This is a genomic window from Solibacillus sp. FSL R7-0682 (assembly GCF_038005985.1).
GTDB lineage: Bacteria > Bacillota > Bacilli > Bacillales_A > Planococcaceae > Solibacillus.
On sequence record NZ_JBBOUI010000001.1, the window covers coordinates 722,691 to 741,999 of the forward strand.

The 19,309-nt window shown below is 38.8% G+C and carries 23 protein-coding genes; 20 read left to right on the top strand and 3 right to left on the bottom strand.

Features of this window, described 5'->3' with window-relative positions:
- Positions 1-210 precede the first annotated feature (210 nt).
- From MKZ17_RS03730 to MKZ17_RS03800, 15 genes are all read left to right on the top strand, one after another.
- Positions 211-1,182 carry a hypothetical protein gene (locus tag MKZ17_RS03730; RefSeq protein WP_340722455.1) on the top strand — a complete coding sequence of 324 codons (972 nt, stop codon included), beginning with the start codon at positions 211-213 and terminating at the stop codon, positions 1,180-1,182.
- 474 nt (positions 1,183-1,656) lie between these two features.
- A complete protein-coding gene (locus MKZ17_RS03735; protein WP_340722456.1) occupies positions 1,657-1,899 on the top strand; it encodes a helix-turn-helix domain-containing protein in 243 nt (80 codons plus the stop codon).
- 13 nt (positions 1,900-1,912) lie between these two features.
- The gene (locus tag MKZ17_RS03740; RefSeq protein WP_340722457.1) at positions 1,913-2,848 is read left to right on the top strand and encodes a hypothetical protein; all 936 of its coding nucleotides are present in this window, start codon (positions 1,913-1,915) and stop codon (positions 2,846-2,848) included.
- 12 nt (positions 2,849-2,860) lie between these two features.
- Positions 2,861-3,184, top strand: a complete 324-nt coding sequence (locus MKZ17_RS03745) for a hypothetical protein (protein ID WP_340722458.1) — start codon at positions 2,861-2,863, stop codon at positions 3,182-3,184.
- Positions 3,185-3,310: 126 nt separating this feature from the next.
- On the top strand, positions 3,311-3,889 hold the full coding sequence (locus MKZ17_RS03750; RefSeq protein WP_340722459.1) for an HNH endonuclease: 579 nt from the start codon (positions 3,311-3,313) through the stop codon (positions 3,887-3,889).
- A 386-nt stretch (positions 3,890-4,275) separates the two neighbouring features.
- Positions 4,276-4,413 (top strand): hypothetical protein, encoded by a 138-nt coding sequence (locus MKZ17_RS03755; protein WP_340722460.1) that lies wholly within the window; start codon positions 4,276-4,278, stop codon positions 4,411-4,413.
- 146 nt (positions 4,414-4,559) lie between these two features.
- Complete coding sequence (locus tag MKZ17_RS03760) at positions 4,560-4,973, top strand: hypothetical protein (protein ID WP_340722461.1); 414 nt, start codon at positions 4,560-4,562, stop codon at positions 4,971-4,973.
- Positions 4,963-5,655 carry a hypothetical protein gene (locus MKZ17_RS03765; RefSeq protein WP_340722462.1) on the top strand — a complete coding sequence of 231 codons (693 nt, stop codon included), beginning with the start codon at positions 4,963-4,965 and terminating at the stop codon, positions 5,653-5,655. Before MKZ17_RS03760 ends, MKZ17_RS03765 begins: the two co-directional genes overlap by 11 nt.
- Before the next feature lies 1 nt (position 5,656).
- A complete protein-coding gene (locus tag MKZ17_RS03770; RefSeq protein ID WP_340722463.1) occupies positions 5,657-5,935 on the top strand; it encodes a hypothetical protein in 279 nt (92 codons plus the stop codon).
- Positions 5,936-6,003: 68 nt separating this feature from the next.
- Positions 6,004-6,303, top strand: a complete 300-nt coding sequence (locus MKZ17_RS03775) for a hypothetical protein (protein ID WP_340722464.1) — start codon at positions 6,004-6,006, stop codon at positions 6,301-6,303.
- Between the two features lie 145 nt (positions 6,304-6,448).
- Positions 6,449-7,585, top strand: coding sequence for a phage tail protein (locus MKZ17_RS03780; RefSeq protein ID WP_340722465.1), 1,137 nt, complete (start codon positions 6,449-6,451; stop codon positions 7,583-7,585).
- 71 nt (positions 7,586-7,656) lie between these two features.
- A complete protein-coding gene (locus MKZ17_RS03785) occupies positions 7,657-8,172 on the top strand; it encodes a hypothetical protein (RefSeq protein WP_340722466.1) in 516 nt (171 codons plus the stop codon).
- Positions 8,154-8,564 carry a phBC6A51 family helix-turn-helix protein gene (locus MKZ17_RS03790; protein ID WP_340722467.1) on the top strand — a complete coding sequence of 137 codons (411 nt, stop codon included), beginning with the start codon at positions 8,154-8,156 and terminating at the stop codon, positions 8,562-8,564. The genes MKZ17_RS03785 and MKZ17_RS03790 overlap by 19 nt, the downstream gene beginning before the upstream one ends.
- Positions 8,565-8,949: 385 nt before the next feature.
- Positions 8,950-9,504: a site-specific integrase gene (locus MKZ17_RS03795; RefSeq protein WP_340722468.1), complete on the top strand. Its 555-nt coding sequence runs from the start codon at positions 8,950-8,952 to the stop codon at positions 9,502-9,504.
- Between the two features lie 429 nt (positions 9,505-9,933).
- Positions 9,934-10,182 (top strand): hypothetical protein, encoded by a 249-nt coding sequence (locus MKZ17_RS03800; protein WP_340722469.1) that lies wholly within the window; start codon positions 9,934-9,936, stop codon positions 10,180-10,182.
- Positions 10,183-10,502: 320 nt separating this feature from the next.
- Here MKZ17_RS03800 and MKZ17_RS03805 read toward each other — a convergent pair whose 3' ends face one another.
- Both MKZ17_RS03805 and MKZ17_RS03810 read right to left on the bottom strand, forming a co-directional pair.
- The gene (locus tag MKZ17_RS03805; protein ID WP_340722470.1) at positions 10,503-11,672 is read right to left on the bottom strand and encodes a site-specific integrase; all 1,170 of its coding nucleotides are present in this window, start codon (positions 11,670-11,672) and stop codon (positions 10,503-10,505) included.
- Between the two features lie 172 nt (positions 11,673-11,844).
- Complete coding sequence (locus tag MKZ17_RS03810) at positions 11,845-12,114, bottom strand: DNA-binding protein (RefSeq protein ID WP_340722471.1); 270 nt, start codon at positions 12,112-12,114, stop codon at positions 11,845-11,847.
- Positions 12,115-12,615: 501 nt separating this feature from the next.
- Here MKZ17_RS03810 and MKZ17_RS03815 point away from each other — a divergent pair.
- From MKZ17_RS03815 to MKZ17_RS03825, 3 genes are all read left to right on the top strand, one after another.
- Positions 12,616-12,996 (top strand): helix-turn-helix domain-containing protein, encoded by a 381-nt coding sequence (locus MKZ17_RS03815; protein WP_340722472.1) that lies wholly within the window; start codon positions 12,616-12,618, stop codon positions 12,994-12,996.
- Positions 12,997-13,247: 251 nt separating this feature from the next.
- The gene (locus tag MKZ17_RS03820) at positions 13,248-13,577 is read left to right on the top strand and encodes a helix-turn-helix domain-containing protein (protein ID WP_340722473.1); all 330 of its coding nucleotides are present in this window, start codon (positions 13,248-13,250) and stop codon (positions 13,575-13,577) included.
- A 104-nt stretch (positions 13,578-13,681) separates the two neighbouring features.
- Positions 13,682-14,719, top strand: a complete 1,038-nt coding sequence (locus MKZ17_RS03825) for a hypothetical protein (RefSeq protein WP_340722474.1) — start codon at positions 13,682-13,684, stop codon at positions 14,717-14,719.
- A gap of 143 nt (positions 14,720-14,862) precedes the next feature.
- Here MKZ17_RS03825 and MKZ17_RS03830 read toward each other — a convergent pair whose 3' ends face one another.
- Entirely contained in the window at positions 14,863-15,396 is a 534-nt protein-coding gene (locus MKZ17_RS03830) for a helix-turn-helix domain-containing protein (RefSeq protein ID WP_340722475.1), read from the bottom strand.
- A 1,339-nt stretch (positions 15,397-16,735) separates the two neighbouring features.
- Between MKZ17_RS03830 and MKZ17_RS03835 the strand changes: the two genes are divergently transcribed.
- Complete coding sequence (locus MKZ17_RS03835) at positions 16,736-18,145, top strand: DNA cytosine methyltransferase (RefSeq protein ID WP_340722476.1); 1,410 nt, start codon at positions 16,736-16,738, stop codon at positions 18,143-18,145.
- A gap of 12 nt (positions 18,146-18,157) precedes the next feature.
- The gene (locus MKZ17_RS03840) at positions 18,158-19,297 is read left to right on the top strand and encodes a DNA cytosine methyltransferase (RefSeq protein ID WP_340722477.1); all 1,140 of its coding nucleotides are present in this window, start codon (positions 18,158-18,160) and stop codon (positions 19,295-19,297) included.
- The last annotated feature ends 12 nt before the right edge of the window (positions 19,298-19,309 follow it).

Sequence of the window (19,309 nt, forward strand, 5' to 3'; positions counted from 1 at the left end):
AAGACGATTTCTGTAACTGCTGAATATACAAGGTATATGTATTTTCTAGCTAAAATAGTACATTAAGTACAATATATTGTGTTATTATGTAAAAGTCAAGTGGTACGTAAAAGCGGTATAAATTGCCGTATTCGGTACGTAAAAGCAAGTTATTTTTAGTAACCTACTTACTTTATTTGTAAATACATAAACCAATCGGAGGGAAATACTATGACAAACGACTTCAAAGCACGCATCGAGAACTACCAAAAGAACGGCGACCGACTAATAATTGATGAAATTTTGTACGGATTGACATTCGATTTTTTGAACGATCCAACTCGCAAGCATATCGACGATGGCGTGAAGCTCCACGTTCGCATAAATTTACCACGACACGAGTATTACGTGTCCTATCGTATCAAAGTTTTACGCGAATTTGCACTAAAAGAATACAACGGAGTACCTCGCGGAGCAGAATACGAGGATTTTTGCTACTATTTGACCGTTTTAAAGTACCAATACGGAATGGATTTCGGAGCAGAGGTCTTAAAATACAACGAGGAAACCGAATATTTTAAACTAACGGCAGCATTATTCGAAAAAATAGACGCCAGTCGCGACGATATACTCGAAAATGTGTACGACCACGACCTACAAGGACTGTACCGAGGCTTTCACCGTTTCCGAGATAGCGTAACCGAGCTAGAGAAGGCGTGTGTCGTCGTTACGAAACAAGTCGATGCAAACATCGTCCAAGCGCTAGAACGCGCTCTAAGCTACGTAGACGCCTCAAAATCAGAGCGTGAAATCGTCCGTTATATCAATTCGGCATTTTCGACTAAATTCGGAGAGCTGGAGTTGGAACGTAAGGGCATGAAACGTATATACCGAGTGAACAACCAAGCGCGTACGGCTAAATTATTCGTGAAACAATACTTCCCCGACGATAGTTATAGCGTCATTTTGCCGGAATTAACCGAGGATCATCTATCGGAATTAACAAAACAGCAAGTGGAGTTCGTGAAACAGGCGTTAGAAATCGTCGAATTTGACCGAGGTATGCAAGATTTAACTAATTACAGTTGCCGAGCGAACGGAGCAGCGGTCATAAAAAGAGACTATTTGGCGGAAAAACTAGGGAAAAGTGATGAAAGTGTAAGAAAAGTTTTATCAAGAATCAAAAAAACGGTCACAAAATGACGTATTAATATAAAATAGGGAAAGAGAAAAAGTCAATAGTTTTATTTAACATACGATATGTTAAGCGTTTAGTTGGCTATATAGGTGAGGAAAGATATTTAACACAAAAGGTTGTATTATAACCGTTCAGTTACTTAGAGGGTTGCAGGGAAAAGGAGTATTTTTGTTTGAATGGTCACTTTTAACCGATTAGCTGTCTATATAGGTGAGGAAATAAAAAATCATACTTTAGTCGCACCTATATTTTACGCTAAATGTATGTCTTAAAAAGTAGAGAAAAGTTTTTTCAATAAGCACCATTTTTTAAGTGTTTAGCTTGCTTATCTTTATGAGCCATAGAGGCAACACCATAATTAAATCATTTCGTCATTATATATTTTGAGAAGTCAAAGGCAGTCCAAAACGGGCGGCTTTTTTTATTTTGTCTGTTAGTGACCAAATGTACACAAATTTAAAAGATTAGGGGGACGTCAAATGTTTTTATCACCGACGGATTTAAAAGACTACCGAGCATTTTACGGCTTATCACAACGAGCATTGGCGCAATTTCTCGGCGTCTCAAAGACATATGTAGCAATGTTTGAAAGTGGTGAGCGGAGTATACCCGACTATATTGTCGATCGGTTAGAAGTTACCACCGAGCAAATGCAAAACATTCGCATGGTGAAGGCGGAGCGCCTGGCGTTATATCCGCAGTACCACAATAAAAAGGATTAAGGGGAGATTTACAATGACAAACGCATTAACAGGGAAAGAATACAACGGATTACATCGCAAAGTAAGACGCCAAGCAATCGCACAAAAGCACAATTTCGTAGTAGTAGACGATAAGCCGTACGATTTGGAGGGCGAGTATTTAGGCGATAAATTCCGCCATGAGCTAGTTCCAATCCGAACAGAGGCGCAACAACGTTTCATCGAATCCAAGAAAGTATTAGGCGATCACGAGGCGGAGAATGGCGGCTTTGTATTTACGTTCTTTAAACAGTCTCGGACGATTAATGAGCGATTCCCTTCACTAGTTGCTGCGGATATTGCGCGATTAATGTATTTAGCGACTTTCTCAGCGTGGAAAACGGGGCGCGTACAGTATGACAATGGACGAGTAATCGACCGTAAAGCCGTTGAGGAAATGTTTAAGCTAAGCGAGAGACGCGCACGTCAGCTATTTGAGCGCTTTATCAGCGAAGGTATTTTATCGGAGCAAGACGGAGCAGTATACGTCAATCAATCCGTATTTTACCGAGGCAGTATCAGCGACGCACCGAAAGAAGTAACCGACTTAAAATATACGCGCATGTTTAAAGATACAGTGCGCGATTTATATGAGAAATCCGAAGGCAAAACGATTGCACAGCTTGCGCTTGTATATTCGATTATGCCTTTTTTACATTTCGGCAGTAACGCAGTTTGTCACAATCCTGACGAAGTTATTGACGAGCAAATAGAGTTAATGACATTGGACGAGCTGGCGGTATTACTGGAATACAAAGACGCAGCTAAGTTAAAAACAGCAATGAACAAAGTGAAAATCGGCGGCAAGCCAGTATTCGGTTTCTTTGAAAATCCGAACGACCGCCGTACAAAGCGAATTGTTGTAAATCCACGCGCAGTCTATGCCGGTGACGGTAAACAACTCGCAGCGATTAAAATTTTATTTAACTAAGGAGAATGAGAGATGGAAAAACGAGAGATTGAATTTAAGATTTTAGCTAAGCGAGTAGCTTATCGCGAGTATGACGTACATGCCTTTGTGGACGGTGAGGAATACCTGACATTTGAGTATAACGATTGTAACAGCGCCTTTGCTGCTCATACGATGCTACGTAGGCTCATTCACGACCATCCTAACGCGTTAATCACGTTAAAAACGAATGTGAATGCGATATTAAGCGACCTGAGAATGCTTTACGATAACGACCGTACGCTTACTCGATATTTACGCGAAACATTAGGCGATAGCGAATCGGAAATCATTAAGGCGGAATATACCGCTTTTTAATAAAAATAAACAGGTAAAAGGAGAATGGGAAAATGTTAATTATCAGTCTTGCAATGTTCACAACAGCAGGTATTATCGCGCAACAGACGAAGAAACAACTGGCTAAAATCGAAGGCGGTGAGCATAATGCTTAAATGCCAAAAATGCGGCCAAGAAAAGCCATTAAATGAGATGCGTAAGAAAAGTAGTAGTAAAACAGGCTATTTAACGATGTGCAAGGTGTGCCAAGCAAAACAGCGCGTTGAAAATGGTGAATATCGTCGAGAAATTGTACGTCGATTCGCGAAAGCATCCGACCAAAAAGTTCCGTTAGTAACAGAAAAGGATTTAATCGCAATTGCGGAAGAATATCCGAATTGTGCTTATTGTGACGTAAAACTGACGCAAGATAATCGCTCATACGACCATGTATATCCTACGAGTGTAGAGTATGGCGGTGCAAATATTCCTGACAACCTAGTTTGTGCATGTAGATATTGCAATTCTCAAAAGAGAAATAGAAGTGTACACGAGTTCTTTTTATCGAGTAAGAAATTTACACCGGCTTTATATCGAAAATTCGTTAAAAAGTTCACAAGTCGATTGATTCGACGAGAAATTACGGATTTTGAAGTGGAGCAAATGCTTGAGATTTTTAAAGCAGAGGCAGAAATCCATAAACGAGATCGTAACACAGAGTCGAAGCAGGTGAAGAAAATTGTCTAATACAAATAATCGCGATTTTGAAGCCTGGACGATTCCTGGCTTTTTTATTTTGTACGTAGGAGCCGGTCATAACATAGCAATCAGTAAGATTAAACAACGTAAAGACTTTGACGTCATGGCTACCTACACAACACGTAAAGGACAGCTCGACGCAGTACAATTCAAGATTCCAGCTCGCTTGCATCGAGGCGTTAAGTCAGTATTGCAGAAATTGGAATCGGGCGAGTATGAAAAGTAGGGTAACAAATTCGCCTATTTTATTCGATTTAAGCGTTTTAAAGTCATAGACGATAAATTGGTCTAGTGTCGAGATTAATGCACCAAATATCGAAAGAAACAGCGGTTTTTATTACTCTACGGCTAGGAATCACAGGAGGCACGGAAAGTTGGCAAAGAAAACGAATAAAACGATCAATCTTAGCAAAATGACAGGTTGGCAGAAGAAAAAAGCAAGTAGGAAAAAGCGCAGTATCGAGTTTAACGAGCGCAAAGCATTTTTACAACGACTAAAGGAGAATGATTAAAGATGGAACAAAAGAAAAAATACTCGTCAGAATTTAAAAGACCAGGGAAGAAACGACCTCCTCGAAAGCTAAATAAGAACGGTATTCCAGCGGACAATGACCGACCGCCTTATTATGCAAACAAAAGGGATAAGGAGTAGTGATTTATGCGATTCGCGCTAGTTTCAATCGTTAAAATTTATGACGTCGATTTTACGTCGATGATCCTATACGAATCAGACGAGCAAGGAATTTGGAATTGTATCGCAGAAATCGCAAAGCCTTTCGAAATTGACGATATGCTCGACGATTTAGCGGAGTATAAAGTATCGGAAATACAGACTGATAGCCAAACGATATACCGTGAGCTAGTAAGCGCAAAAATTCCGGTTATATATCGCAAGGAAGTTACCGATACGCGTGAACTAATTGGACGTAGCGAGGAAATGTTAATCGAATTATTTGAGTTAAATTTAGAGCCTGCCGTCGTTTTACCTCGATGGAGGCTTTTTATTATCACTAAATTAGAGAAACTCATTCAAATTTTAAAAACGAGAGGATTAAAACACAATGACAATTAAAATTCAAGATTACAAATTATTAGAGGATTTCAAAGCAGAGCAACACGAGCGAGCAGAAAAGTTTGCACAATATTCATTAGATGCACAGGCAGCACGCTCTCGATTAACTGAGTTACAGACTCAGTACGAAATCACGTTCACACGGTCGGTAAAAGAAGGAACAGACGTTACGGCGGAACTCCTTAAAATTGACCAGGACATAGAGGTTCAGCGGGAGGTAGTCGCACGACGCGAGCGAGATTTACGATTAGCACACCAAGCAATGCCCGAAACAAAGATTTCATCAGTTGACGTTGTAGCACGATATAAGCCTGATTTTGCGGACGGTGTACGTACGGAATTTGAGGAGCTAGTCAATCCGAAGTTACAACTTGCTCGCGATTTGATTTTAAGCGCAATCGTAGACGGAAAAGAATACTCAGCGGCATATCAGCCAATTCACGAGGAAATTGCCGAGCATGTGAAGGGTAACCACAAACGAGGATTAACGCCACACATCATGTTACAGAATCATCCGACTGATAATGCGAGGATTCATAACGCAGTAGGCGTCGTAGCTGGCGTTCGAAAGGTATTAGAGGAAGTGTCGCAGTTCACACACGGACAAAAACCTCACGACTATACGTATATTGACGTAGCGCCAACGGTAAAAACAAAAACAACAGCAAAGGACGGGAAATAATATGAGCAGATATAACGAGCAATTAGACGTATACAACGCAACAAAAGCAGCACACGGAGGCAAGACGGTTAATTACCGAGTCCTCGAAAACGGACTAAGACAACGCCTTGCAAACGGTGAGATCACGAAAGACGACGTAGCCGTAGCTTTTGATGTAGCTAAACGATTGCAAACGGATCAAGCGCGAGTTATGTATGCCAGCGTCAAGCGAGCAGCAGAGAGCATCGTCGAGGAAACACCGGACGACACGCCCGATAATGAAGAACAACCAACGGAATAAACGGAGTTACGGCAGCCATTGTGCTGCCTCTTTTAATAAAAAACACATACGAATGGAGACGATTATTAATGTTACAAATTATCAATCACGAAAACGGTACTATCATCAGCGGAGACGAGGCTTTATTACAACGATTACCCGAAGGATTTGACCCTACAACGGTCGATTTAACAGACTTCCGTATTGACGCACATAATTTAGCGATTGTTTATGATTACGCCACGTACAAAGGCTTAGAGGCGATTAAATTTTATAGCGGACTAAAAGCGGCTTACATCAAGCAGCAAGAGTTGGCGCTAGCATCGCGTAGGCCGGTATTAGTCGAAGAAGAAGTAGAAGAAACGGAAGAAGAAACGGAAGAAGTTTAATTCCAAGCGCTACGCTCGTTTAATTACGACTAGCGCTTTTTATATTATGCGGAGAAATCCGCACCAACGATTAATTTTGGTATGTCGACGTAGTAAAATTCCCCCATTGTTGTTGTACGTGTGGAAAGCGTATAACTAACCGCCATTGCGCAAGCGGTCTATAAAATTGCGCTTTTTTATTTATAAAACGAAAGGAATGAACGAGATGAATACATTAGAAAACGATTTAAACATTATCGGGACGCTATCGTTACTTGCAAATCCGTTAGCGTTAATTACTGCCGGTATTGCCGGAGCTGCCGTTGGCCTCAAAGCCTTATACGACAACAGCGAATCGTTTAGAGGAGTAATCGACGGAATTAAATCGAAGGCTATGGAGCTATGGAGCGCCTTTAAGACCGGAGGAGCCGGTGGATTGTTAGATTCGCTATTCGGAGGCGGTACTGCGGAAAAGGTAGCCGGTATTGTCGATAAAGTAAAAGCTAAATTCAGCGAGTTACAAGGCGGATTCTCAATCGTGAAAACGGCGCTTGCTAATGGTTGGACCGTTATTTCTGACGTATTCTCCAACTCCTGGACGCTTATACAGCCGATCTTTTCGGGATTATGGTCGATGTTAAAAGTTGTCGGTGAGTACGCTCAAATTGCATTTAATAACATCATCGCGCCAGCTCTTAGCTTCGTAATGCAATTATTCTCGACTTTATGGGCAATCGCTAAGCCGATTTTAACGATGATTGGCGGTCTATTCGAGGTTTTAGGCGCAGTCGTTACGGTAGTATGGAAGAATATTCTAGCTCCGTTAATGGAGTTCGTTACTACTGCATTCTCGAACGCGTTTAACAACCTTAGCGGAGTGCTAGAAATCGTTGCCGGATGGTTCGAGAAAGTCGGGGGCTGGGCAAATACCGCTAAGGATTATCTGAGCAAATTCGCAGACGTTATTGCCGGAATTAAGTTGCCGGATTGGGTAACGAGTGGAATTAGTACGGTTGTAACTACGGTAGGGAAAGCTATTGGTGCCGGTACAGTAGATGGCTCGCATTATCACGGCCTTGATTACGTAAATAAGGATAATTATATTGCTAGACTTCATAAGGGAGAACGAATATTAACGGCACAGGAAAACAAAGAGTATTCCGGTAAAGGCGGAGCTAGCGGACTAGGCGGAGGTATTACAGTCAATATGCACGGAACTGTAGTCCGAGAGAACGCTGACATCGATAAAATCGCGATGGCACTTGCGAAAGCAATCGAGAGTGAGCGGTTGCAACGTGGTTAAGGAATAACGAAAAGGCAGGCGCTCATTAACCGAGTGCTTGCTTTTTATATTGACGAAGGGAAGGCGATTAAATGAAACGATCACCAACGATTGAGGAGTTAAAGGCGGATATTGAGCGATTGGACATCGAGATTGATGCCGCGAATATGGAGCGAGGCTATTGTCAGTTGCCATTTCCGCCAGTGAGTGACGTATGGGGCGAGCAAGCCTATATGTCTGTATTACCGGACATTCAACGCTATTTGACCGACTATGCAGCGCTAGTATTAACAGCTAAGGACGTTGTAGCGATTGGGGAATCCGATAAAGTTAACGGATGGATCGCATTATTAAACGTTGCAGCAGAGGCAAAAGACGTCGTATTATCGGCTACTTGCACCGGTTTGGTGTCATTACTACGAATCACTCAAACGGGTAACAGCCGTATGTATTATACGAATTTAGCGGATATGTTTTTAGGAATTGCGTCAGAAGTTCCGTATAAAGTCTACGATAAAGAACGATATACCGGCGACTATGACGGCAACTTTGATGATTATTACCAACAAAAAAGAACGGAGATGGAACTATGGTACAACGTAAACTAGACGATATTTTAAAGGATTTAACACCACAACAGGCGCAAGCAGCGGAGCTTATGTATGAGAACGATTTATTACCGCCTTCCAAGCGTAAGAGTATGCTTGATATTGCGAATGAATTAGAGGTAACTGACCGCACTTTACGCAACTGGCGCAAGCTACCGGCTATGCTCGAATACAAAGCAGCAGTAACTACGCAGTTATTAGCGGAAAATCGTACGCGAGTAATGGCGGCTTTATTGAAGGAATGTGAGGCGGGTAATGCTTCGATGATGAAACTTTATATGCAAGCGGAAGGTATGCTCGTAGATAAAGCGGAAATCGAAGTTAAGAGCGAGAAAGTCGATGAATCAGCGGTTGCTGCGAAGTTGGCAGCGTTGCAACAACGATTTAAATAGTCGATACTTTATCGTACTAAAGCGCTATAAATGGCGGTAATTCAACGATTTAGCGTACTAAAGTGTTATAATGGCGGTGGTGACTTCGGTTGCTGCCGCTCTTTTTTTATGCGCATTTATAGGCGATGGGTGAGCGATTGAGATTCCGTATATTTCCGAGAATTGACGTAAAACATCGGCTGCACGGTGCTGGCGCGTGTCTACCTCCGAAAACAAATCGAAGTCTGACAATTTACATATACGGATTATAGCGGAGGTCAGACGTCTATATGTACGATATTGTATCTTTTCATACATTCAAACCGTTGACAATAGCGCATCCTTACGATAAACTAACGTTATAATACATCAAATGTACGATAACGTATGAAAAGGAGCGGTATTTATGACGAATGAAAAGAATGTACAGCCGTTAAGATCGGCAGAAGAAATCGCGGATATGCGTTGGGCTTTATCGAGATATGCAACGGCTAGAGACGTATTTATGTTTAACTTCGGAATAAATACCGGCTTACGAGTAAGCGATATTGTACCGCTTCAAGTATCGGATATTAGAGGTAAGACGCATCTAACGATTAAGGAACAGAAAACAGCGAAGTCAAAGCGCTTTGCTATTCCGAAGGCTTTGCGCCAGGAGATAGAGGAGTATACACGCGGTATGGATAGCGGTGAGTATCTGTTTGCTAGTCGTAAGGGAAACGGCTATATATCGACTACACAGGCGTATAGAGCGCTACAAAAGGCTGCTGACGCTTTAGGACGTAATGATATTGGAACGCACACAATGCGGAAAACATTCGGTTATCATCATTACAAGCGGAATAAAGACGTGGCGATGCTGCAGCAGCTGTTCAATCATGCGGCTCCGTCTATTACGTTAAGGTATATCGGTATTACTAACGATGAAATAGACGCAACGTTAGAAGATTTCAGCTTATAACTAAACGAAGTAAAGCGATCAGCTATCGGAGTTGGTCGCCTTTTTTGTGCTCAAATCCGCTGACTCCCAAGCGCCATATTCTGTACGGTCGCATCTGCTGTCCGAGAATCGTAAGCACCAAATTGAAAACACGCCGATTTTCTAACGTTTACCCAGGACGTACCCTTAACGTAGAACTATCGCAACCTCTAAAAAATTCCGCTATAATTTTTCGAAACTAGCCGGATAACCTTCGCAGATTCGACCTCAGACGCATCGAGAATCGGATAAGCGGGTAGTTGGTCGATTGGATTCGTTTAAACTGCGTTAATTTTACGTTGGGACAATTGAACGTTTTTCGCATAATAACGCGTTGAGTCACTGTAAAAAGTCGGATGGTATAAACGGAGTTGAGGCGTTATACTTTGTCCGTAAAGGAGTGTTATAACGATGCACACACGTAATTTAACTAGCAACCAAGTCCGGAAAGAATTAGGATTAAACGGAAATAGAAGCGGAGTAATTTTCGATATTTCAAACATGTTATCCGATAGAATCGGGAGTTATGGCGGCTGCAATGGCTTATATTATTCGCAAAAGGAGGTAGCGGAATTGAGTTACGCTTTTTGGCGAATGAAGAACGAATATGAGATGGCGGCGGTAGTTAACGAAATTTATGATATGTGGTATGCGGATTAGTCTTTACAACCGTTTCCATTTAACGTATGATGGAGCGTAAGAAGGTCGACTATGCAATGTACGACTATTGAACGGAGCTTGTCCGGTAGTACGCTTATATCATCGTCTCAAATGACGCTACATAGAGCGATACAACCATACGCTATAATAACGATTGTATGGACGTGGGTTCGACTCCCACCGTCTCCATATTTTAATTTCATTGAGTTTCAATGAGCATCAAAACCCTTGGATTCAAGGGTTTTTTATTTTGCACTATTTCATTAAATCGCAAGTAATTTCAACAAACCGATGCTAAAACCGATGTTAAAGATTCGCTTTTAAATACTCATGAAGCTATCGAATTTATTGATGGCTTCTTCTTTTGCTTTTTTGGAAACGTGCGCATAAATGTTCATCGTTGTTTGGATATCCGAATGACCTAAGCGATCTTGGACTTCCTTTATGTTTACTCCCGCCTCTAATAAAAGCGAACAATGAGTATGACGAAAGCCGTGCGTCGTAATTTTAGGTAAATCATATTTTTTCAGAATTTGCTCTAGCCATGTTCTCGTCTTTGTAGGCTGCATTAAGTCATTATTCTCATTACTAAAAACTAGTTGCTTCGGTTGCGTGGTATTTACCCCTAACGCAAAGTATTCTTTCTTTTGTAGCTTTTTCCACTCAGATAGGATATTCATCGTTCGGGTATCCATTTTAATAAAACGAGAATCACCAGTCTTAGTATCCTTTACATAGCGCTTATTGTCTTTTCCGCGTGAAAGCGCCTTATTGATGTGAATCTCATTTGTTTTAAAATTAATGTCTTTCCAGGTGAGGGCCAGTGCTTCTCCTTTACGCATGCCACTATATGCAAGGAGTTGGAACAGAGCAAAGGCCTTATAATTGTTTTCTTGCTCCATGCATTTCAAGAACTTAATGAGTTGCTCCCGCGTATAAAAATTCTCGATTTTATCTTCCTTGTCGGCTCGCGACTTTTTGCTACCTTTAGGCATATCTATTAAAGTGAAGGGGTTGGTCTGAATGTAGCCACGCTTGATGGCAAAATCCATAACCTTTGCAGCATAAGACTTCACCATACGAAAATTGACTAGTTTTTTAGCCCAAGCATCTACATGATGTTGACAAATATCCACGTTCATTTTGTCAATTTTATACTGACCTAATGCGGGTAATAAATGATTTTTGAAGATACCAATTGTTTTCACAAACGTACTTTCTTCAACTGTATTTTCATAATGCTTAACCCATAAATCATAAATATCCTGATAGGTCTCGACTTGCATTTTTCGAAACGTGCCTTTTCCGATTTCAAGTTTGATGCGTGCAAGTTCTAATTCTGCTTCTTTCTTAGTTTTAAAACCGCTCCGTGTCGTTCGTTGTTCTTTTCCAGTTAAAGGATCTAAGCCGACATAGAACTTAAAGCGATATAGTTTCTGTCCATCTTTCCGTGTATAACTTTCAATTGTAGTTGATTTTTGTTTAGCCATGATAATTCCCTCCATTCCCTTTTCGGAGGCAAGAATATGAGGGTTAAATCTACTTTGCCAATAGTCTGTAAACCTTGACATTTCATATATATCACATTGAAATTTGGATATCAACAGAATGTAGATTTAAACCTTACAAATCTTGCACAGTTATTTTTTATAGATAAAATTCTTAATAACTGTTACGGGTTAGGAAGTTATCAATTTCAGCTTTTGATACACGCTTAACACTATCTATCTCGCATACTTTTAAGCCCAACATACGGTACTTCTTAAACGTATTAAAAGAAACACCTGCATAGTCGGCACCTTCTTTAATGCTCATCCATTCCTTTGCTGTCGTTTGTCCTACAAATGTATTGAAAGCATCCTTAACAGTATCTAAAACAATATTTCTTAATTGTTCTTCTAATCCTTCAGGCATTTCCAATTCGATTCTCATCTGATCTATTCTCCTATACATTCTCCTTTAATTTCTTGTCGTTCAGTGAATTAAAAAAGCAACCAAAAATAAGAACATAAGGAAGCAGTTTTTCTGCTACATGAATGAACGATAGATGATATAGAGTTCTATCGCTGACTCATAATTCTCTTATGCGCATATCTTTGGTTGCGCGATTATCGTAAGTGTGGAGACAATTTCAGGTTGTCTATATTAATAGTAAAATGGTTATTGATCTATGTCAACATATCTTAAATAGGGGATAGTGAAATTTAGTTGCTAAATCAAAATGACTTGTTATATCATAAAAGTACACAAAAGGTAGCTTAGATTGTTACCAGAAGATAAAAATTTTCATAAAGCCACTATCAGATAAGCGCGTTGCTAGCGCAAAGAATTGAAGATGAATGACCCGCTTTAAGTAAAAGGGGTTATTCTGTCAATTTTAGCTAGCAGTGGGCTATTTTTTTGTTCAAAAATTCGAAGAAGGTGGTAATAGACATGAAGCAAGTAAACAAAGTAAAAGAAGAAAAGTGGAGAATTGAGGGGGCTAGACTGAAGAAGCTACGTGAAGAGCATCAAATGAGTAGGGCAGAACTTGCACGTCAGATGAAAACAAGCGAATCACGACTAGCAAGATTGGAAAATGGTCAAGGTGTAAGAGATGCTCATACATTAATGCATTACTATGAACTCATCATGAAGCATCATGAGCTAGTTGAGGAATTGGAAGCATGGAAAAACGTAAGCCAGAAATTAGCGCAAGATTTTCAGATTAGTAAGTCGTCAGGAAGTGTGAAAAACGAGCAATCAAAAGATAAAATCTATGAGCAAAAAACAAAAAATACTAGGTTGAACGGTCGGAAAATTGTATATATATAAAAACGGCGAAAACGTTGTAAATTCAAGGTTTTGATATTTACTGCAAACCCCCATTAGATTGCTGCCCCATGGCAACTAGCTTCATCCTATAGTTGCATATAATATTTGTACTTTATGTAGAGAAAGCATGAATTGCTAGGTAATTTAATAGTTTGGCAAAAATTTTGTGAAAAGTATAGTGAACTGTTGTGAATATACAAAGTATCCGGCGTAATAAGAATCTGAAGAACTTTTTAACTGGAGGTCATATTATGCAGTTCAATCATGGCAAACTAAAGTCTGCTCGTTGCTTAAAAGGTTACAGTGTAGAGGAAATGGCAAGGCGTACAGGAATTGACTCGCATGCCTATTGGCGTATTGAGAGTGGTAAAACTCAGCTGAAGGTCAAGAACTTTCTTAAGATTGCTATGGTTTTGGAGCAGCCGCTTACTTACTTTGTGGAAGAGAATGCACTGCCTACAGAGGTTTTAGATCGTGTATCTGAACTTTACGTATTATTGAACCGGTTGGATGAGGATGGAAAATCGCAATATTCATCATTACTTAAATCGTTAGATTCATTTTGTATAACGGAGTGTTAAAAAGTGCAAGAAAACTTTGCAATAATTGTTTATATACGACTTATCAATAAGTAACTTTAAAAGAAGGGCGAAATACAGCGGGAAACTAGAGGGAGGGGGAAGTTATGATTGATACATTTGAGATTAGATTAACAACTGCTTATTCAGTTGTTGACTTATTGAGCAGGGAGCTAGGAAAGGAAATACAGTTTAGGAATAACTTCTGTAAGCTCACTAATCCACTTGAACAACCTGGAGTGAGGGCAATCAACATCACAAGGCAGAAGAACAGTAATAAATACAGCATAGCTATTGAGATTAATCCTACTGAACTGTTAAAAGGGGTTCCAAGTATTGAGCTATTCCACTGTAGTAAGGAGAATGTAGAGGATCTAAAGCAGGCATTGAATGAAGTGCTTCTGTCAATCCATCCATACTTCTCAATCAAGAGTCGAAAATGGAATCTATCTCGTGTTGATTATGCAAGACAGTTCTATACTTCACATGTGGAACTGTATACAGTACTTGAAAGCAAAGGACCAGTTCCATATCGGTTTAAAAGTCTACAGAAGCAAGGAAGTACCTACAATGAGTGTAAGAGCTCACGAATTAATGCCTATAATAAAGGTGATCAGCTGACAAAAACGAATAGTTCTGAAGCATTAAAACAAGACGCAAGTGGGTTGTATCGATTTGAGTACCAATGCTTAGACACAAGATACTTATGTAATAAGTACGAAATTGCGCCGAGTGAATTGTTTGGCCTGTTTAAAGAGGATATTGCACTTGAAGTGTTAAAAGCGCAGCATGCACGTCACATTAAGGTAGGTGATTATTACACTTATGATGAGGCCGCGAAGCGGATTAATGGTATAGAAGGTAAACGACAACAAACGAAAGACCAAGCACTTGAAGTCCTTACATTTATAGAATCTGCTGGCTCTCTTCCTAATGCATTACAGTTAATCCGAAATGATTCTGAGAGCGTACCAGAACGATTCAGAGGAGCATATAGCGAGCGGAGCTATGAAATTCTTAAGGATAGATTCAACGAGTTTATAAGGGAGCATCTGTGTAAAGAAGGAATCAATCCTGTGTTATTGCCAAGGAAATCTGATATTAAATTATTGCCTAATACTTCGTCTAGGCTATTTACAGCCTAGTTTCATATAAAAAAGCCCAGAGGTAGCGAAATGACTACACTGGGCTACTTTTTCGATTTTTAACATAAATTAATAAACCAGGTAGCGCGGAAAAATTTAATAGACTTTTTTTTAATTGGAATCTTATTGGATCAGTAAGGCTTTTAGCTATCCATAACAAAGGATTCCATAAATTTAGGAAAGAATTCTTTACATAAAGATTCCCTAATTAAAGCATTACCACCAATTTTAATAAAAGTACTGACATCTTTATCGGTATTAATTATTAAAGGTGGTCCGTACAACTTTTTGCATAGTTCGAATGCTTTCTCTGGAATTATTGGTCGGGGTACTCTTTTCTCTTTTCCGTCAGCTGTAAAACCGTCCCAACGGGTATGAGCGTCAAAACTCTTACCGCCTTCTATAATCCAAAAATAATCTTCATCATAAAAAGTAGCAGACTGATTGCTGAAGATATCAGCTCCACTACGTCTTTGACTACTTTTCCCGAGCAAATAGTCTGTCGAGACTTCAAAAAAATCGGAAGTTTTTATTAATGTATGTGTATCCATTTGGCTTTGGTTATTTTCATATCGATAGATAGATTGTTTGGTACATTCTAGCCTTATTGCTAGTTCGTCTTGTGTGAGATTTTTTTCTTTTCGTAGAGCTTGAATCCTTTCACCAGATGAAAGCATACTTATTCACTCCTTTATACTATGTTAAAATCTTTCTTATGTTTCGATTAAAGATAAAGTTGTTTCTTTATATCATAGGAAAAATTATATGAATAAGAAAGTAACAATTATGTTTATTGACATTTACCAAAAAAATAGGATTGAAATTTGCTTTCTAATCCACTTATTGCTACAATTTTAAATGCAATAATTTCTGAGGTTGTTCGTTCATTTCTTTAAACATGAGGCTGGGACAAAAAATGTTAGACCATTTACAAGTTTGGTCTAACATTTTTTTTGTTATAAGGAAGCATTTCATCCCAGCTTCCTATAATCGCTCTGTTACTTGAATGTCTTCAGGACTGGTGCTGTGTGAACGGAGGGATGATTGTGACATACGATTGAAACTTGCACAGCTGTGTTTGATTACGCTCTTGCACACCTCGCGCAGATTTACGATTTAAGAATCGAGAGAGCCAATAAACATGGTTACACGGAATAGGATTTGATTTTTATGTTCACCCCTAATACGACAAAGTGTTCTTGTGTTAGATACTCTGCATGACTCTCAAGCAATGATATGTATCTTGTGGTGAACGGACTGGAATGCTCTTCAATTGGAGATGGTTTAATACGGTAAGTTTCAGAGCCGCTGAAAATTTCATTTACGACAAAGCTAACTTCTTACTCGTGGAATGTAGTTGCTAGTAATAGTTTGATAGTTAATTTATCGAGAGTGTTGATAGTTAAATTCCTCCGATGGTTGCTTTTTATTTGAATGTAACAAGGAATTGCAAGAATGCTACTCTGGAATAATAGTGTCAATTGCTTGTTAATAGATTGGGATTAATTTGAAGGGCCTATCTAGATTAATTTGAGGTAAGATTTACCTGGAACATAGATTACTAGATATATAATTTGAAGGCTATTGCTTGTGGTAAACGTAATGATTGTAAAACTTAGGCTAATTTTAAATGGCTACCCCGGGGCTCTTTTTCTGAGATAATAGAACAAAAATAATACTGGGTACCCCTAGAAATTTTTTATAGTTTTGCTATCCTATTACTTTTTCATATTGTAAAAAAACATGATTACATATCGTTTAAGAAGGGAATCTGTATAGATTAAACTTGAGCGCTTAAATATTTTAAGAAAGCTTCATTGTAAGGGATTATGGGGAACTTTCGAACATAACGATCACTTGTCTATTTTAGAAAGAATAACTTCTTATTCTATTAATAGTTGTATAAATGTTAAAATTTTATAATTGGCGTCAAGTTATTGACGCCAATTATAATGATATAGTATTATTAATATAAATATAAGCTATTATGTATGTGCGTAAAAGAAGGATGATACTATGAACTTAAATTTAGATAGATATAGAATTTGGTTGACTAACAATAAGAATTATTCTAAAGCCACTATAAGCAATACAGTCTCGAGGATGAAAAGGGCAGATAAAATCCTGCCTTGGTTTAATGATATTGTTTATCAGTTTAAATTGGAACAAGAACCGGCATATCAAGAGCTTTCTTGTTCTGTACGATCACAGATAAAAAAGGCTGTGAAGCTTTATTTCGAATTTATAGAACAAGATTCCGTTATGTTATCAGTAACCCATAAAAAGAATAATAAATTAAAAGTATTATCATTATTTTCTAATATTGGTGTAGCGGAAGCATATTTTAAAGACATGGACATAGAGGTTCCCGTTGCCAATGAACTTATAGAACGAAGGGCTGAACTATATTCACAAATATATCCTGATACTCACATGATTTGTGGGGATATAACTCATAAAAATGTCTTCGATGATATAGTGAAAGAAAGTATAAAAACTGGTGTAAATATCATAATGGCGACACCTCCATGTCAAGGTATGAGTACCGCTGGACCGCAAGAAGATGATGATGAGCGAAACAAGCTTATAATTCCTGTGATTGAGGCTGTTAAAGAGATTAAACCCAAATATGTGTTCTTAGAAAATGTCCCCATGTTTTTAAATACCTCTATAGAAGTAAATGGAGAGCAAGTTTTAATTCCTAATTTACTAAAAAAAGAGTTAGAATCTGAATACAAGATTTCCCAATATATTATCGACACAAAAGATTACTCTGTTCCACAGACACGAGAACGAGCAATCTTTTTAATGACGCGTAGAACTGAAAACCTAAAAGAGTGGAAGCTCCCAAATAAGGATTCGAAAATTTTGACTATGCAAGATGCAATTGGGAATTTACCGAAATTAGATCCCTATATAAAGGACATCTCAGAAGAGGAATTGTTAGAAATCTTTCCTCATTTTTATGAGCGCCAGGAAATTGCCGCTAATATTTCAAAATGGCATATTCCTCCCCATCATATAAAGAGGCAGGTTGTAGCGATGCAACATACTCCTACTGGATGTACCGCATTTGATAATAAGGTATTTTACCCTAAAAAGGCTAATGGGGAAGCTGTAAAGGGTTTTCGTAACACGTACAAAAGACAAAATTGGAACACCGCTGCTTATACCATAACCATGGATAACCGAAAAATTTCATCACAAAACAATGTTCATCCAGGAAAGATAGAATATGTAGATGATAATGGCGAGGAAATCTATTCTGATGCAAGGGTTTTGACACTATATGAATTAATGATTGTCATGAGTTTGCCAGAAAGTTGGCCAATACCTGAAAACACATCGGAAGCCTTTTTGCGGAGAATTATTGGCGAAGGAATACCACCACTATTTGTAAAAAAAGTATTCGATAATATAGACTAGGAGAATTAAGAGATGGGAAAGTTAAATGGTATTTCACTGTTTTCCAATGTTGGAATTGCAGAAGCTTATATGAATGAACTTGATATTGAAATAAAAATTGCTAATGAGATAGATCAAGATAGAGCTAGATTCTATCAAAATGTATATAAAGATACACATATGATTTGTGGTGACATTACGGACGATAACATCCGGAGTTCTCTTGTTGAAGAAGCTATTGAAAGAAATGTGGACTTCTTAATAGCCACACCACCATGTCAAGGAATGAGTGAGGCTGGATTAAGATTAGAATTCGATCCACGTAATCAGCTTATTTCGTATGCAATTGATGTAATCAAAAGGGTTAAACCCAAGTTTGTATTATTAGAAAATGTTCCTAAACAATTGACTACTCGTATTAAATACGGCGATGAAATTATTTTGATTCCTGAATATATAAAAAGGGAACTTGGCGACAGTTATCGGTTTAATAAGAACCCTCTTGTTATGGCAAAGGATTATGGTGTACCTCAATTAAGAGAAAGGAATATATTCTTGCTTGTCAGAAACGACTTGCCATATACTTGGGAGTTTCCAGAAAAACAGCAAGAAATTACTCTTTATGAAGCTATCGGAGATTTACCGTCTCTTGATCCTAAGCTACGAGATGGAATGGAACTTACTTTGCAGAAGTTTCCAGATTATGAGAAGAAGCGTAAAGAAGGTCTTGAGGTATCAAAATGGCATTATCCTCCAACTCATTCTTGGAAACAAGTGCAATGGATGATGCATACACCTACAGGAAAATCAGCTATATACAATGAAGTTTATTATCCTCAAAAGGCAGATGGCATTCCTGTTAAAGCCCACCATAATCATTATCGTAGATTGAAATGGGATATGCCATGTAGAACTATCACACAGAATAATGGTGTTATCTCATCTTTAGCTTGCGTTCATCCAGGACGATTGTACAGGAGTGAATCAGGTGAGGAATTATACTCTGATGCCAGAGTCTTATCTATATATGAGTTGTTGATTGTTATGTCATTGCCACTTGATTGGCAAATTCCAGATTGGGCTAGTGAAACTTTTATTCGAAAAGCGATTGGTGAGGGTATACCTTCAAAATTAATCAAAGAAATCATGACTGCATTAATTCAGCAATTATAAGGAGGATATGGG